This is a genomic window from Glutamicibacter sp. NPDC090743 (assembly GCF_044769125.1).
Classification (GTDB): Bacteria; Actinomycetota; Actinomycetes; order Actinomycetales; family Micrococcaceae; genus Glutamicibacter.
Genome location: NZ_JBIVXE010000003.1, coordinates 188,560 through 204,098 on the forward strand (window position 1 = coordinate 188,560; position 15,539 = coordinate 204,098).

Annotated in this window: 13 protein-coding genes and 2 tRNA genes; 3 read left to right on the forward strand and 12 right to left on the reverse strand. The window is 58.2% G+C overall.

Annotation, left to right across the window (positions count from 1 at the left end):
• Nucleotides 1–88: 88 nt before the first annotated feature.
• The 5 genes from ACIQTS_RS07320 to rpsB all read right to left on the reverse strand — a co-directional run bounded on the left by ACIQTS_RS07320 (nt 89) and on the right by rpsB (nt 5,041).
• A complete protein-coding gene (locus ACIQTS_RS07320) occupies nt 89–1,645 on the reverse strand; it encodes a phosphatidate cytidylyltransferase (RefSeq protein ID WP_286134152.1) in 1,557 nt (518 codons plus the stop codon).
• Complete coding sequence (gene frr / locus ACIQTS_RS07325) at nt 1,645–2,202, reverse strand: ribosome recycling factor (RefSeq protein ID WP_105657241.1); 558 nt, start codon at nt 2,200–2,202, stop codon at nt 1,645–1,647. Before frr ends, ACIQTS_RS07320 begins: the two co-directional genes overlap by 1 nt.
• A gap of 78 nt (nt 2,203–2,280) precedes the next feature.
• Nucleotides 2,281–3,003 (reverse strand): UMP kinase, encoded by a 723-nt coding sequence (gene pyrH / locus ACIQTS_RS07330; protein WP_105657240.1) that lies wholly within the window; start codon nt 3,001–3,003, stop codon nt 2,281–2,283.
• Between the two features lie 204 nt (nt 3,004–3,207).
• Nucleotides 3,208–4,044, reverse strand: a complete 837-nt coding sequence (gene tsf, locus ACIQTS_RS07335) for a translation elongation factor Ts (protein ID WP_105657303.1) — start codon at nt 4,042–4,044, stop codon at nt 3,208–3,210.
• A gap of 145 nt (nt 4,045–4,189) precedes the next feature.
• Nucleotides 4,190–5,041: a 30S ribosomal protein S2 gene (gene rpsB / locus ACIQTS_RS07340; protein WP_105661810.1), complete on the reverse strand. Its 852-nt coding sequence runs from the start codon at nt 5,039–5,041 to the stop codon at nt 4,190–4,192.
• Between the two features lie 396 nt (nt 5,042–5,437).
• Here rpsB and ACIQTS_RS07345 point away from each other — a divergent pair, with 396 nt between their 5' ends.
• Nucleotides 5,438–5,971 (forward strand): M23 family metallopeptidase, encoded by a 534-nt coding sequence (locus tag ACIQTS_RS07345; RefSeq protein WP_105661809.1) that lies wholly within the window; start codon nt 5,438–5,440, stop codon nt 5,969–5,971.
• A gap of 256 nt (nt 5,972–6,227) precedes the next feature.
• Here the strand turns inward: ACIQTS_RS07345 and ACIQTS_RS07350 are convergent.
• The 7 genes from ACIQTS_RS07350 to ACIQTS_RS07380 all read right to left on the reverse strand — a co-directional run bounded on the left by ACIQTS_RS07350 (nt 6,228) and on the right by ACIQTS_RS07380 (nt 12,344).
• A tRNA-Ile gene (locus tag ACIQTS_RS07350) sits at nt 6,228–6,304 on the reverse strand.
• Nucleotides 6,305–6,403: 99 nt separating this feature from the next.
• A complete protein-coding gene (locus tag ACIQTS_RS07355) occupies nt 6,404–7,591 on the reverse strand; it encodes a glycosyltransferase (RefSeq protein WP_400290337.1) in 1,188 nt (395 codons plus the stop codon).
• 51 nt (nt 7,592–7,642) lie between these two features.
• Entirely contained in the window at nt 7,643–8,554 is a 912-nt protein-coding gene (locus ACIQTS_RS07360) for a DMT family transporter (RefSeq protein ID WP_105657236.1), read from the reverse strand.
• A gap of 86 nt (nt 8,555–8,640) precedes the next feature.
• The gene (locus tag ACIQTS_RS07365; RefSeq protein WP_400290335.1) at nt 8,641–9,486 is read right to left on the reverse strand and encodes a phage holin family protein; all 846 of its coding nucleotides are present in this window, start codon (nt 9,484–9,486) and stop codon (nt 8,641–8,643) included.
• Between the two features lie 273 nt (nt 9,487–9,759).
• Nucleotides 9,760–9,835: transfer RNA gene (locus tag ACIQTS_RS07370), tRNA-Asn, on the reverse strand.
• Nucleotides 9,836–9,974: 139 nt separating this feature from the next.
• The gene (locus ACIQTS_RS07375) at nt 9,975–11,048 is read right to left on the reverse strand and encodes a glycosyltransferase family 4 protein (protein ID WP_400290332.1); all 1,074 of its coding nucleotides are present in this window, start codon (nt 11,046–11,048) and stop codon (nt 9,975–9,977) included.
• Nucleotides 11,049–11,090: 42 nt separating this feature from the next.
• Complete coding sequence (locus ACIQTS_RS07380; protein ID WP_402472368.1) at nt 11,091–12,344, reverse strand: MFS transporter; 1,254 nt, start codon at nt 12,342–12,344, stop codon at nt 11,091–11,093.
• A gap of 353 nt (nt 12,345–12,697) precedes the next feature.
• Between ACIQTS_RS07380 and ACIQTS_RS07385 the strand changes: the two genes are divergently transcribed.
• Both ACIQTS_RS07385 and ACIQTS_RS07390 read left to right on the forward strand, forming a co-directional pair.
• Nucleotides 12,698–14,191 carry a pyridoxal phosphate-dependent decarboxylase family protein gene (locus tag ACIQTS_RS07385; protein ID WP_400290329.1) on the forward strand — a complete coding sequence of 498 codons (1,494 nt, stop codon included), beginning with the start codon at nt 12,698–12,700 and terminating at the stop codon, nt 14,189–14,191.
• Complete coding sequence (locus tag ACIQTS_RS07390) at nt 14,188–15,534, forward strand: lysine N(6)-hydroxylase/L-ornithine N(5)-oxygenase family protein (RefSeq protein WP_400290327.1); 1,347 nt, start codon at nt 14,188–14,190, stop codon at nt 15,532–15,534. Before ACIQTS_RS07385 ends, ACIQTS_RS07390 begins: the two co-directional genes overlap by 4 nt.
• Nucleotides 15,535–15,539: the final 5 nt, after the last annotated feature.

A 15,539-nucleotide genomic window follows, 5' to 3' on the forward strand; every position in this document is an offset into this window, starting at 1 on the left:
TATTCTATTGGCTTGGGCCAATAGTTGGCTTAATGGCCACACCAGCCAGTGCATTCCAGTAGAGGATCACACCCGCTGGCGGGACCGGTCAGAAGACTTCGACGCTCCAGGCCAACACATGCGAAATCACGTAGCCCAGAGGAATGACAAACAATATCGAGTCCAAGCGATCCATGATTCCGCCATGGCCCGGCAGCAAGTTGCTCATGTCCTTGATGCCCAGTTCACGTTTGACCATGGATTCCGCGAAGTCGCCAGTGGTCGCGGCAATGGTGGTGAAGAACGCCAAGATGACGCCCGTCCACCATGGCATTTCCAGCCAGAAGTGCATTGCGCAAGCACCAATAGCCATCGAACCAATCATTGATCCGGCGAAGCCCTCCCAGGACTTTTTCGGAGAAATCTTTGGCGCCATCGGATGCTTGCCTATTAGCACACCCACGATGTAGCCGAAGGTGTCGTTGGCGACCGCGAGCAGCAAAAGCGTGGCAATGAGCCATTGGCCATTCTCGGAATCAAGAATCAGCAGGGCGAAGGAAAGCAGCAGCGGCACCCAGCTGATGATGAACACGCTGCTCATCACCGAGGCCACAGCACCCTTGAGTCCTTCCATGAGCCGGAAGAGCAGAGCGATGAGGATACAGGCAATGTAGCTGAATCCAAGGGCTTCCACCCCGCCCCAAATGGCACTGACCGGCAGCAAGACCGAGGACAGGTACAACGGCAATTGAGGCACCGCGGTCTTGGCGTGAGTAGTAGCTCTCGCAACTTCCCAGCAGCCAATGCCGCTGAGCGCAATCAGCGCGATGACCAGCAATGGCTGCGACCACATCAGGCCAACGAGGACGACGCCGAGCATCAGCAAGCCTACGCCGATTGCCGCGGGCAGGTTGCGTCCGGCGCGCGATTTCTTCGGCTCCGGGGTTCCTATCAACAGCTCGGCAGGGATGTCTGCTTCTGCCGCGTCGGGCTGGCCGGTCTCGGCCAGGTCCGTGGAGTCGGAAACCGGTGGAGCAGGCACCTTGCCCTCGGCAGGCGCTGGATTCTGCGCCGCTGATTCGGCGTCCTGTTTGGTCGCTTCGCCCTTCGCTGGCATACCACCCTGGGCAGCTGGGGCCGCTAAGATCTTGGCTTTGCCGGGTTCCGCCGATTCTACGGGCTCAGCCGGTTCCTCGGCTGGTCCGGCCTGCTGGGCAGCTACCGGCCCCGGAGCCGCCACCGACTTGGACGTATCAGCCTTGAAGGCTGCCTTGGCACGCTCTTTCGCTTGCCCGGTATCAGCCGTAGCGGCTGCATCCTTGCCTGGGGAAGCCTCGGCTGCCGGGTTCGCGCCAGCCCCTGGCTGAGGGGTCGGCAAAACGCCATCGGTGCCGGCAACTTGCTCCACGGCTGGTGCCGGTGCTGGCGTGGCCATTGGAGCAGCTACCGGATTGGCCGGTCCAGTCGTGACCGGTTCTTGGATTCCAGTGGCAGGTTCTGGAGTTTCCCTAGCCGCGCGGTTCTTCATGAAACCGCGTTTTTTCCCCTTGGCGGCAGCCTCGCGCTGGGCACGAGCTTCACGTCGGGTCAGGGGCTGGGATTCTCCGGATGCCACTGAGGGCACCGCCGAAGCGTTGCCCTCAGTGTTGTCTGTCGAGCCTGGCATTAGACTTCCAGCAGCTCTGCTTCTTTTTTCTTCAAGATCTCGTCAACTGCGTCAACGTGCTTCTTGGTCAGCGCGTCGAGGTCCTTTTCTGCACGGGTGCCCTCGTCCTCGCCAATTTCGCCATCCTTGACCAACTTGTCGATGGAGTCCTTGGCCTTGCGGCGGTGGTTACGCAGCGCAACGCGGGCGTCCTCACCCTTGGCCTTGGCCAGCTTGACGTATTCCTTGCGGCGTTCTTCGGTCAGCACTGGAAGGACAACGCGGATCATCTTTCCGTCCGAAGATGGGTTTGCCCCAACTTCTGGATCGCCCAGAGCCTTTTCGATTGCGCGCATAGCGGTCACATCGAATGGGGTGATGGTGATGGTGCGTGCTTCTGGCACTGCAAAGGAAGCCAACTGCTGCAGTGGGGTCGGGGAACCGTAGTAGTCCACCATGACCTTCGAGTACATGCCTGGGTGGGCGCGACCGGTACGGATCGTCGCGAAGTCCTCCTTGGCGGCCTCAATGGTGCGTTCCATCTTTTCGGCGGTTTCCGCCAGCGTTTCGTCAATCACCGGTACTCCTCAAGTACTTCATCTGTGTTTCCGCTACGGGAAATTAAATCTACTTCAATCCTAAGCCACGATCACCGATTAGACGGTGACAGTGGTGCCAATCCGCTCGCCGCGAATTGCCGCGGCCACGTTTCCTTCGCCTTCCATGCCGAAGACCAGCATATTGAGCTTGTTGTCCTGGCACATGGTCATGGCGGTCTGGTCCATCACGCGGATGTCGTTGACCAGCGCGTCGCTGTAGGTCAAGGTCTCCAGCTTCTTGGCGGTCGGATCCTTCTTCGGATCCGCGGTGTACACGCCATCGACGCCCGACTTGGCCATCAGAACTTCGTCAGCATCGACTTCCAGGGCACGCTGCGCGGCCACGGTGTCGGTGGAGAAGTACGGCAGGCCTGCGCCAGCGCCGAAGATGACAACGCGGTCCTTTTCCATGTGGCGGATGGCACGGCGTGGGATGTAGTTTTCTGCGACCTGGGCCATGGCGATGGCCGACTGGACGCGGGTTTCGACGCCACATTGTTCCAGGAAGTCCTGCAGTGCCAGGCAGTTCATGACGGTGCCAAGCATGCCCATGTAGTCTGCGCGCGAGCGGTCCATGCCGGAGGCCGAGAGTTCTGCGCCGCGGAAGAAATTGCCGCCGCCAACCACGATTGCGACCTCTACTTCGCCTACGGTTTCAGCGATCTGCTTGGCGATGCCGCGAACGGTATCCGGGTCAACGCCGATCTTGCCGCCGCCGAATACTTCACCGGAGAGCTTGAGCAGTACGCGGCGTCGTTTGGTTTCTGGGGTGCTTGGCATGAGGTGTCTTACTCCTGGAGGTCGGAATCAAGCTGGGGGTACTACTTCCCAGATCCCAAGCTATCGTGAGATCCGGGCTCAAGAAAAGGGAGGCGAGTCACCGAGTTTTCTCTCGGTGCTCACCTCCCTTTGATCTTGTGCACTCAGGTTGCCCTGAACGCGGTTCGCTTAATGCGTACGGCTAATGCTTAGAGCTGTAAAAGCTTAGGCACCAACGCGGAAGCGTGCGAAGGCAACTGGCTTGGTGCCAGCTTCTTCGAAGACCTTGCCTACGGACTTCTTTGCGTCCTTGGCGAAAGCCTGGTCAACCAAGACGATTTCCTTGAAGAAACCGGTCAGGCGGCCTTCAACGATCTTGGTGAGTGCAGCTTCTGGCTTGCCCTCCGCGCGAGCGGTTTCGTCTGCGATGCGGCGCTCGTCGGCAACCTTGTCAGCTGGAACCTCCTCGCGGGACAGGAAGGTAGGAGCCATTGCAGCGGTGTGGACAGCAACGTCGTGTGCGACGGTTGCGGCAGCTTCGCTGTCAGCGTCAACAGCCATCAGAACGCCAACCTGAGCTGGCAGGTCCTTGCTGGTCTTGTGCAGGTACGAAGCAACCTTGGCACCCTCGATGCGTGCAACACGGCGTACAACAACCTTCTCGCCGAGGATTGCGCCCTCTTCGATAACGATGTCGCCAACGGTCTTGCCGTCCAGCTCGTAAGCCAGCAGTGCTTCTGCATCTGCAGCACCGGAAGCCACAGCGGCATCCAGGACCTTGTTGGCCAGTGCGATGAACTTCTCGTTCTTGGCAACGAAGTCGGTCTCGCAGTTGATCTCGATCATGACGCCGACGTTGCCTTCAACCTTGGCAGCAACCAGGCCTTCAGCGGTCGAACGGCCTTCGCGCTTGGTAGCGCCCTTCAGGCCCTTGACGCGGATGATCTCAATGGCCTTCTCGGCGTCGCCGTTAGCCTCGTCCAGTGCCTTCTTAACGTCCATCATGCCGGCGCCAGTGCGCTCGCGCAGTGCCTTGATATCAGCAGCGGTGTAGTTTGCCACGTGCAATCCCATTCAGCTAGGAGTTTCAAGTTTATTTTGCTTATGGGACGGGTCGGATTTCCGGCCCGTCCCACAAGACTTGGTGAAGTTCACCCCGAGCTACACGCTAGTGCGCCCAGGCAAACTTCTGGAGTCACCGAGGTGACTACTTGGCTTCTGGTGCCTCAGTTGCATCGTCTGCAGCTGGTGCTTCAGTTGCAGCTTCTGCAGCTGGAGCTTCGGCCTTGGCCTTCTCGCCCTCAAGCAGCTCGCGCTCCCACTCAGCCATTGGCTCAGCAGCACCCTCGGTCTTGCCGGCAGCCTTGTTGTTCTTGGCGATGAGGCCTTCGGCCACAGCGTCAGCAACAACGCGGGTCAGCAGGTTGACGGAGCGGATTGCGTCGTCGTTGCCTGGGATTGGGTAGGTAACTTCGTCCGGATCGCAGTTGGTGTCCAGGATGGCCACAACTGGGATGCCCAGCTTCTGTGCTTCGTCGATAGCCAAGTGTTCCTTCTTGGTGTCAACGATCCAGATAGCGGAAGGGGTGCGGGTCAGGTTACGGATACCACCGAGGTTGTTCTGCAGCTTGGTCAGCTCGCGCTTCAGCAGCAGCAGTTCCTTCTTGGTGTGACCGGAGCCAGCAACGTCCTCGAAGTTGATCTCTTCCAGTTCCTTCATGCGCTGAACGCGCTTGGAGACGGTCTGGAAGTTGGTCAGCATACCGCCGAGCCAACGCTGGTTCACGTATGGCTGGCCAACGCGGTTAGCCTGCTCGGCGATCGATTCCTGAGCCTGCTTCTTGGTACCGACGAACAGTACGGTGCCGCCGTGGGCAACGGTCTGCTTGACGAACTCGTAAGCGCGGTCGATGAACGACAGCGACTGCTGCAGGTCGATGATGTAGATGCCGTTGCGCTCGGTGAAAATGAAGCGCTTCATCTTTGGGTTCCAGCGACGGGTCTGGTGGCCGAAGTGGACGCCGCTGTCAAGCAGCTCTCGCATGGTTACGACTGGCATGTCGCAACTCCTTTCAGCAGTGGCGGACCGGGCGCGCATGCGCCCGCGGTAACTGCTCTTGTTTGTTCGGGTTGATGCAGATAGCCATTGTGGATATCCGCCCTAGCATGAATACCGATAGATGCTTGGCATCTCGCCTTCGGTCCACCGATTCTCTCGGACCACTGGAACCTCAGGCCACAGCTCATGAAGCTGTGGATACTCATACGCGAAGTCAATCCCCTGCCCGACGCACCCAGTTTTGGACACACCTGTGACAGGACACTGCTGTTTCAAGTGTACTACAGAGAACTCAACGCTTTACACGGCGATATCGGTGATCTGCAGCCCATTCGCTTGCCCACAATTCGCTCTTCCAACTGCTCAAGATCCGGCTATTGGGTCCATCCTGAGAGGATGAAATCCAAGTATCTAGTCGCCGGGCTGCAGGTTTTGCTGCTGGCCTTCAGTGGTCCTCCGGCCTCGCCCCTGACTGCGGCGCCACAACCAGTCCAAGCACAAGCTGCACTCGCCGCCGGCAACGGCTGGCGTTGGCCGCTAGCTGGCGAACCGGAAATTCTGGAGCCCTTCGATAAGCCGGAGGAGAATTGGCTTCCCGGTCATCGCGGCGTGGATTTGGCTGCCAGCTCCGGAGACTCGGTCTTCGCGCCCCAGCGCGGCCAAGTCGCCTTCGCTTCAGTGATCGTGGATCGACCCGTGCTGGTCATCGACCACGGTTCCGGATTCAAGACCAGCATCGAACCGGTAGCCGCCGGAGTCTCGGTGGGCGATTGGGTCGAGGCTGGCGCGAAGGTGGGACAGGTAGCAACCGGGGCGCACTGCTCGGGCCGATGCATTCACTGGGGCGTGCGACTCGAAGGAGAATACATTGACCCGGTGTTGCTGATCCGCGACATGCGTCCATCAATACTCTTGCCGCTGCACGAATGACCGTGAAGGCTCCCAGGGGTGCACCATGAAGAGCCACGGTTACTGTCGCGGGTCTTGCAGACCGGATCCTCTGCGTGTTCTTGCCCCTGGCGAGAGCTCCATGCCGCGCAGCCGCGCAGCCTGTTCCTTGGACTGCCATGAGAGTTGCAAGTTGGCACCGCGCAATGGGCCGGGAACTGGCTTCTTCCAGTTTCCAGACCCCGGAACGAAAAATCGTCCAGCAGCTTTCTTGCATAAGCTGCTGGACGATCTTGTTTGGTAGGGAGTATGGGACTTGAACCCATGACCAAGGGATTATGAGTCCCCTGCTCTAACCAACTGAGCTAACTCCCCACATGGGCCCATCGCCGAAGCGGTGTAACCACACTCGAAATATTCTAGGGCATCACTAGCCGAAACACCGATTTGACGCACCCGATGACGATGAACCTATTAATGGCTGGAAACTTCGTGGCCGCGGTAAAGGGCTTCGAAGGAGTTCATCGTCTTTTCCTGCGCGTGGTTCTTCACCTTTTCATGCCCGGCTTCACCCATCTTGGCACGGCGCTGCTCATCCAAGGCCAGAACCTGGTCTAGCTTGTTGGCCAGATCCTGCCGGTCTCCCGGCGTGAACATGTAACCATTGATGCCTTCGTCTACCAGGTGCGGCAGGGCCATCGCGTTGGCCAGAACGACGGGTTTGGAAGCCGAGAGTGCTTCCAAGGTTACCAATGACTGCAGTTCGGCGGTGCCTGGTTGGCAGAACACATCGCAACGCAGGTAGGCCTGGCGCAGTTGTTCATCACTTACATGCCCAAGGAAACGGACACGGTCTCGCAGCTGCAATTCGTCAGCGATCTTCTCCAAGTGAGGGCGTTGCTCTCCCCCGCCAACAATTTCAATGATGGCATCCGGCACCTGGCTCATTAAAGGCAATGCCTCGATGAGTTCATTGATGTTCTTCTCAACGGCAAGACGGCCTGCGAACAAGATCGTGGGGAACTCGTTTTTAATGATTTCTTCCCCTGCCGCCAGCTCGTAGTTGCCGATCTCGATCCCGTTAGACAGCGGAAGCACCCGGCTCAGTTTGGCACGCTCACGCATTGCCTTGGCCGCCAGTGGAGTCGGGGTCGTGACGGCGTCTGCCCGCCCAAAGATCTTCCCCATGTCTCTCCACGAATTCTGCGCGACAATTCGCTTGAACCACTGCGGGAAAGGCAGGAATGGGTCAAGGTTTTCCGGCATGAAGTGGTTCGTGGCGATGGAACGAACCTTGTTCTTGCGAGCCCATCCGATCGTGCGCTGGCCAATCATATAGTGGCTCTGGGCATGGACTACATCGGGCTTGATATCCGAGAGCAGCTTGCTGATCTGCCGATTGACTTCCCACGGGAACACGATGCGGAAGTACTCGTGGGTAGGTACCGAATGCGATTCCAGACGATGCACAATTGCTTCATCACGGATCTCGGTGTAGGTCTTGCCCTTATCTCCACGGGCCGCCAGCACATGCACCCGGTGGCCGCGTGCATGCATCGCAGTAGCCAACCGGTAGCAAAACATCGCTGCACCGTTGACGTCTGGCGGATAAGTGTCAGCAGCAATGACGATGGTCAGCGGTTTTTCCTTGGCCACGAGCATCCTTCGGCGTTCACACGCGTTGTAGTTTCTATTAAAATCTGCAGCTTCAGTCTATTTGGAATCAGGCATGGATTTTTCTGCTTCAGACTGGTTCCGGCGTTCAATAACATCCGGGTGATGCCTGGACAGTGCGGTCACACCGACGATAGCCAAACCAGCAGCCACCAGCATCAGCACGGTGACCAGTACCGGAACATCAGGACGCAGCTCCCCGAGGATGCCGATTCCAATGGCAATGCCAATTATTGGGTCAATCACCGTCAACCCTGCGATGACAAGGTCAGGAGGTCCCTTTGAGTAGGCCTTTTGCACAAAATACGAGCCGAGAAGGCCAGCTACAACTACCGCTAGGCCAGCCAGCCAAGGCAGCTGGACAAAGCTGCCGTCGCCGATATTCATCACGGCGATTGCAATGGTTCGAACCAGTACGGCGACGAATCCGAATAGAACGCCAGCACCGAGGATGAAGAAGAACGCACCGAGCTTCTTGTGGAAGAAGATGGTGGCCAATCCCACGATGGCAACGACTACCGCCAAGATCATTTCAATCAAGTGCGCTTCGTAGTCGTTTACCTCCTGGTTGCTGCTAGTGGCAGTGACGGCCAGAAGCACGAAGCCAACCGAACCCACCATGCAGCTGATGATCGCCAATACGGTGGGACGATTCATCGTCAGGTCGGTTTCCTTGGCATTGACCATCGCAGTGATCACCAATGCAATGGCACCAATTGGCTGCACCACCGTCAAGGGCGCGCTGGCTAGCGCGAAAACATTCAAGGCCATGCCAAGAGCCATCAGCCCCAGTCCGCTCATCCAGCGTTTGTTGCGGGCCAGCTTCCCGACATTCTTAATTGTCAGGTCCAGACCGCCAACAGCACTGCGGACTGCCTGCGATTGGAAGTGCGCTCCAAAGGCAAGACAAAAGGCACTGCATAGTGCCGCTGCAATAGCGATCCAAACCATGTCAGTGCCTTTCTAGCCTAAGTTTTCATACGACGGGGCACGCGCACGCTTGGTACGGCTAATGCCTGGCCCCGTCGGCGAAAGACCTAGGAGCGCTTGAACAATGCGCGGACAACAGCCATCAGCGCCAGCCCGGAACCTGCCATCACGATATACGGTCGTGCCTGCTCTAAGCGGTTTGAGCCGGCTCTGTCAGCCTCCGATTGGTCTTCGGAAGACGAAGACGAGGAAGGGCGAACGAATCCCTTCGCCTTGGCAGCTGCTCCGGAGAACTTTTCCCCAGCTCCCTGGGTGAAGGAACGAATCTTGTCGATCTTGGCCAGTGGCGCTTGCACGCTCTCGCCCAGGTTGTCACGCAGAGCCTGGATCTGGCGGCGGCGACGCTTGGTGCGAAGGATCAGCTCATCGACACTCGGTGCCGGAGGCTTCGGTTCCTTCTTCTTTTCAGCCTTCTCGTCATCCTCAGCCGACTTCTTCTTCAGCGGCTCATCAAGAGTGCTGACATCGAAGGCGCTGCCGTCCTTGAGCACGCCCAAGTCGTGGCGGAGTCCGCGAATAGCTGCTTCCGGTTTCAGCGGCAGTGCCTTCTTGACCTTGGCATATCCAACCAATCCCAAGATGGCAGCAATCAGCAAGAAGAATCCTGCAACGATCAATGCGGCTGCCCAACCGGGCAACCAGAGAGCCAATACATTGACCAGGGTAACTACAACAGCAATGACGAAGAGCAGCACTACGAGCAGTGCAGCTCCGGCGAGCGCCGCCGCCATGCCAATGCTGATTCCCTTGCCTTTGAGTACCGTAGTCGCGAGTTTGATCTCGTCCGAGAGCTGTTGTGGAACAAGCTCCTTGAGACCATCAACCTGCGTCTTAGCACTCTTGACACTCGACTTAAGGCTTTCGTCAGCTTGCGTCGATTCAGCTTCAGACATGGTTTCTCCATATTCTCGATCGCTCAGCAACCGGTACATCAAACGCTAACACCCCGGTTGCCGCATACGACTCAGTCTTCAGGCGTAAAACCCACTGCATTTATCTCATGCTGTGGGTGTAACTGTTAACGATTCGAAAGTCTATCGTCTAATCACCTGTGGTTATAGGAGGTTCGGGTGTTGTTGGGTTTTCACTTCGAATTTGCGCATGGCAACGACCGCTTTTGGGTAAAACAAAACCTCCCAGCTACTTGCGGAGCTGGGAGGTTTCTTTGGCTCCTCCAACTGGACTTGAACCAGTAACCCTTCGATTAACAGTCGAATGCTCTGCCAATTGAGCTATGGAGGAATGCAACGAGTAATACTTTAGCACTGGCCAAGTGCCGTTTTCAAATCGGAAGTTCCCGTTGCGGAGCATGCGTTCCCTGCCCCGAAATTCCGCCATTTTCCGGGCGAGACCGGATGCTTATCCACCAAGCAGCAGCAAACTACTTTCTGTGATCTGCCGCATATCTGGCCAAATCCAGCAGCTGCTGCGCTGATTGTTCCCATGAATAGTGCCTGGCTCGTTCCACGGCGCGTTGCGAATACTGTCTCCAGGTAGCCTGCTCATCCAAAGTGCGTACTTGGTCCGCGAAGCCTTGTACATCATCTGCCGAAGCGTACAGCGCGGCGTCATCCGCGACTTCCCTGAAAATCGGCATATCGGTGGCAATCACCGGAGTTCCCATGCTCATCGCTTCGACCAGGGGAAGCCCGTAGCCTTCTTCTCGCGAAAGGGTTACCAAGGCAGTGCATTCGCTGAGCAGCTGCTCGTATTCCTCGTCGCTGACACCGCGGTGGAATACCACTGTGGCTTGCGAGGGGATGAGCTTGGATAATTCAGCATGACGTTGCTCGTTGATCCCGCTTAGCAGGTGCAGCTCATAGTCCGGCAGGTGCGCCATGCCGCGGATGAGTGTCTCGACGTTCTTGTATTCCATGAAGGAACCCATATAGACCAAGGTCTTCTTGGGGCGCTTCGCTTGGTCTCGACGAGCAAAATTTCCGGTGGGGGCGTTGGACACCAGTCCAATATGCTTCTTGGTCAGTCGATGCCTGCGCATGAGATCGGCTGTGGTGTTGGAAACGGTAGCCACCGCGTCGGCACGATTCAGGAGCATCCGCTGCGGCCAGTAGACCTGATGGAACAAGTACCATCCAGCGCGAATCGGAGCAGGCAGGAACTTCGGTGCATGCGGATGCGAGTAGTAGATCAAATCATGCAGGGTCAGGACCAAGGGATATTTCCGCCCCAACGATCCGATGGTCTGCATGGGCGAGAACACGACATCCGGCTTGAGCTTGTTGATCTGCAGGGCGACGAATGGCTCGAGCACGCTCGTGGGGCCGGAAATCTTCAGATACGGAACATCGGGGAGCATTGCCAGCTGCCTGGTGTCGTTGACCAGCATCGTGACCTCGGCAAGCTTGCTGGCGGCCTCGATCAACCCGGCGGTATACCGGCTAATGCCATCATGGTGGGTGATGCGGGTGTATCGAGCGTCGATAACGAGTTTCACGTGCGCGGTTGCCTTTACTTCGTGGTGCGTATGCTTTCCAGCCTAACGGCTTGCGGGGCCGCGCATCACTAGGTAGCTAATAACTGAGAGGGTTGCGGCAACGACCCAGGCAAGCAGTCCAGCGGTAATCCCCCACGCGCTGGCCAATGCGCCGCCCGCCAATCCGCCAACGGGTACGACTCCAAAGGTGAATAACCGGCGTGCGCTTAGGACCCGGCCCAGCAGCTGCTCCGGAACGATCTGCACAATCCAGGACGAGGCAGCAATGTTGAAGAGCAGCACGACGATTCCCCAACCCAGCGCGAAAATTCCCAGCAGCACCATGGACCACATTTCGGTTGCATAAGCCGCGCCCAATACGCAGCCCGCCAAAACTGCCTGCATCGAACCGGTGTAGATCAGCAAGGTTGCCGGAGCGAATTTTTCAGCCAGCGTTCCTGCGATAGCAGCTCCAATTAGCCCGCCAACGCCACTCACCGAGGCGAAAAGGCCGTACCCGAATTCGCCAAAGCCGAGCTCGTTGATAATGAAGATCGCTTCCACCGATGACCCGATGGCCAGCCCCAAGTTGGAGAACATCACTGCAACGGTAATTGCCAAGAGCAGGCGGTGCCGGGCCAGATACCTGAGGCCAGCCAGGATGCCGCCCTTTTCGGTCGACGGCCCGGGGCGGCGGCCAGGGCCTTGCGACAGGCGAGAGGAACGCACCTGCAGCGCCATCAGCATTGCCAGCAGGCCCAGGGCCGTCGAGATGCTCAGCAGCGCTGGCGCTCCCCACAGCGCGAAGCCGGTTCCCGCCAAGGCCGGGACAATCACGGTCATTGACTGGTCCGCAGCTCCCAGCGAGGCGATCAGCTTGCTAATGCTCGCCGCTCGGACTTCAGGTTCATCTCCGATGAGCTGCGGAACGGCAGTGGTTTGGGAAGTTTCGGAAAATACATTGCAGAAGCCGAGCATTGCGCACAACAGCATCCCCAGCGGGATCGTTAGTTCCTCGGCGAAGGACAGTGCCGCTAGGCACCCCAGCAGGAAAAGCTTGGACCCGAGACCGATGCGCAGGACCCGCAACGCGGAATACTTGTCGACCAAATGGCCCGCGGGGATGCTGGCGAGCACAAAGGAAAGGGAACCAAGCGCATTGAGCACTCCCATCTGCATGGCAGTTGCGCCAAGGGTACCCACGAACAGCAGATCAATCGTGATATCAGAAAGTGAGCGTCCTGCCGCGTCCATTGCGTTCGACCCGAGGAGCAGACGCTGGGATCGCTGGACTTTTCCTGGGCTTGCCGTGGCCACTTGCCCTCCCTTGCTCTAACTGTTTGATCATACAGTTCTAGCTTGAAAGTGCAATCAAACGATTAGTGATAATTCCGAGAAATTGGAAGTCGAGAAGTTCTCTCCACTTCAACCTCGCAGAGGTCCAACTTCAGCCTCGCTCAGATGCAGGTCAGCGGGTAACTTATCACAGCCGGGCGCCACCCGCAGGAAAATGTAGAAACTTTTCTCCTGGCGGAGAGAGTGAATTACTCGGCTTGCATTAACTAATTGAAGTGTGTTGTTAATAGATTCTTGTTAGGTGAGCCTGACCAACTATTGATTGTCTCTATCTGAGGAGCATGCTTTTGGGTGCCTCACTGCCTACCCTGCAAATGCCTGATCTACCACTGCCGATCTACGATGATTCGTTGCTCTGCGCAGACACCGCCCGTGTCTACGAAAACGAGTCGCGTGAAGCCATTTCACGCGTGGCCCACCGATTGGCATCGGTGAACGCGCCGACGACCGGACCGACTCCGCAGCAGTTGCAGGAACGCATCGACCTGGTCGACCTGCATAGTCCGTTGGGTTCAACCCAGGACTCGTTCGCCGAGCTGAATGAGTTGTATTTCAACGACGCGGTCTACTTCCACGATCCGAAGTACGCGGCGCACTTGAACTGCCCTGTCGTGATCCCTGCGGTGGTCGCCGAGAACTTCGTCACGAGCATCAACACCTCGATGGACACTTTTGACCAGAGCGCTGGAGCAACACTGATCGAGCGCAAGCTCATCGATTTCACCGCCGATCTGATCGGCTTCGGGACCGGGCAGGCCGACGGAATCTTTACCTCTGGCGGAACTCAATCCAACCTTCAGGCCATGCTGATCGCACGAAACACCGCTACCGCAAAGCTGCGGGGCACCTTGCCTGAACGGCTGGCTAATCTGCGGATCTATTGCTCGGAAGATGCGCACTTCTCGATTCGCAACGCCGCGATGCTCCTTGGCCTGGGCTACGACGCGGCCGTGGCGATCCCTACAGACGCCCAGCACCGCATGGATGCGCATGCATTGCGCGTGCGCCTGGACGCAGACCTCGCCGCCGGTTTGGTGCCCATGGCCATCTCCGCCACCAGCGGGAATACCGACTTCGGGGCCATCGATCCGTTGCCCCAGCTGCGTGCTATCGCCACAGAAGTAGGCGCGTGGTTCCATGTGGATGCCGCATACGGTTGCGGCCTGCTCATCTCCAACTCCCACCGCCACCGGCTGGACGGCATTGAATTGGCCGACTCGGTCACCGTGGATTACCACAAGTCCTTCTTCCAGCCCATCGGCTCCAGCGCCTTGGTGGTCCGCTCGGCGGCCTCCATGGAATCCATCGCCCACTATGCCGAGTATCTGAACCCGCGTGCGGAGGCCGAGTCCACCCCCAACCAGGTCTCGAAGTCTCTGCAGACCACACGGCGCTTCGATGCGCTGAAGCTGTGGGTCACGTTGCGCTCTTTGGGGGCCAGCCGTTTGGGTGCCATGTTCGACCAGGTCATCGCCTTGGCAGAGGACGCTCAACAGGAAGTTGCCATGCGCGCCCAGCTACGGATGGCAGCCGACGTGCAGCTGAGCACGCTGGTCTTCTCCTTTGAAGATCCACAGCACCCACTGGAACTGGACGAGCACAATGCCCTGGCCAACCAGATCCGCCAACGCCTCTATGCCAGCGGCGAAGCGATGATCGCCGCCACCACGGTCAAAGGCAAACGCCTGCTGAAACTGACGCTGCTCAACCCGAATACGACCCTGGCCGATATCAGCGAGATCCTCGACGCTATCTGCCGGATTGGTTCCGGACTGCTGGCCGAACGCACCCTTGGAGAGAAGAAATGATTGAACCTACCGAGCACTTTGACGTCATCGCTATTGGCGCTGGCCCTTTCAACCTGGGTTTTGCCGCCTTGGCCGATGGATTGGATGATCTGCACGTTGCAGTTCTGGAAGCAGGAGAGAAGTTCGTCTGGCACCCTGGCATGATGCTTCCCGGAACCCATCTCCAGGTTCCCTTCATGGCAGATCTGGTGACCATGGCGGACCCGACCAGCAAGCATTCGTTCTTGAACTATCTCAAGGAAAAACAGCGGCTTTACCCGTTCTATATCCGCGAAGACTTCTACGCGCTGCGCGAGGAGTATTCCAACTACCTGGCGTGGGCCGCAGAAAATATTCAAAGCGTACGATTCGGGCACCGGGTGCTCGAAGCCGAATACCACGACGGGGTCTACCGGTTGTCGGTGCTCACTGCCGCAGGACTGACCCGCTTCACCGCAGGCAAATTGGTACTGGGCACCGGATCCCAGCCTTATCTGCCGCCGGTTCTCACCACGGAAGCACAAGCCACCGGCAACGTGGTGCACTCAAGCGACTACGCCTTCCACCGCGAGAAACTCCTATCTTCCCGGACCGCAGGTTCCGGTCCGCAAGTAACTGCTGTGCTCGGCAGCGGCCAGAGCGCCGCGGAAATCTTCTTGGATCTTCTGCGCAGCTTGCCAGAAGAGGATCATCTGGTGTGGGCAACGCGTTCAGAACGCTACTTCCCGCTGGAATACACCAAGCTCACTTTGGAGATGACATCTCCGGAATACATCGACCACTTCCATGCCCTGCCCATGGATCAGCGGGATGTCCTGTCAGCAGAGCAAAAGGGGCTCTACAAGGGGATCAACGCGGACTTGATCAACGAAATCCACGAGGAGCTCTACCAGCGAAGCGTCAATGGCGCAGCGAATGTGCACCTGCGTACCGGCTGCGCGGTCACGAGCATCGGCGCTGACACGGATCACCTGGCCATCAGCTTGCGCCATGAACGCACCGGTGAAGACCTGGAATTCCTCGCCGACCACCTTGTCATGGCAACCGGCTACCGCGCAGGCACTCCGGACTTCTTGCAAGGCATCAGCCAACGCATCGATTACCTTCCCGATGGCCGCTTCAATGTAGATCGCGAATATTCCATCGGGTTGGACCAGGACATCTTCGTGCAGAACGCTGAACTGCACACCCACGGCTTCACCGCTCCGGATCTGGGCATGGGAGCCTACCGCAATTCAGTAATTATCAACCGCTTGGCTGGACGCGAGGTCTACCCGGTCGAGCGACGGATCGCTTTCCAGCGATTCGGCGCCGCCGAACTCAGCGGCTTGCCCACGTCCGCCACTGCCAGCGCACGAGCCTAAGGAAC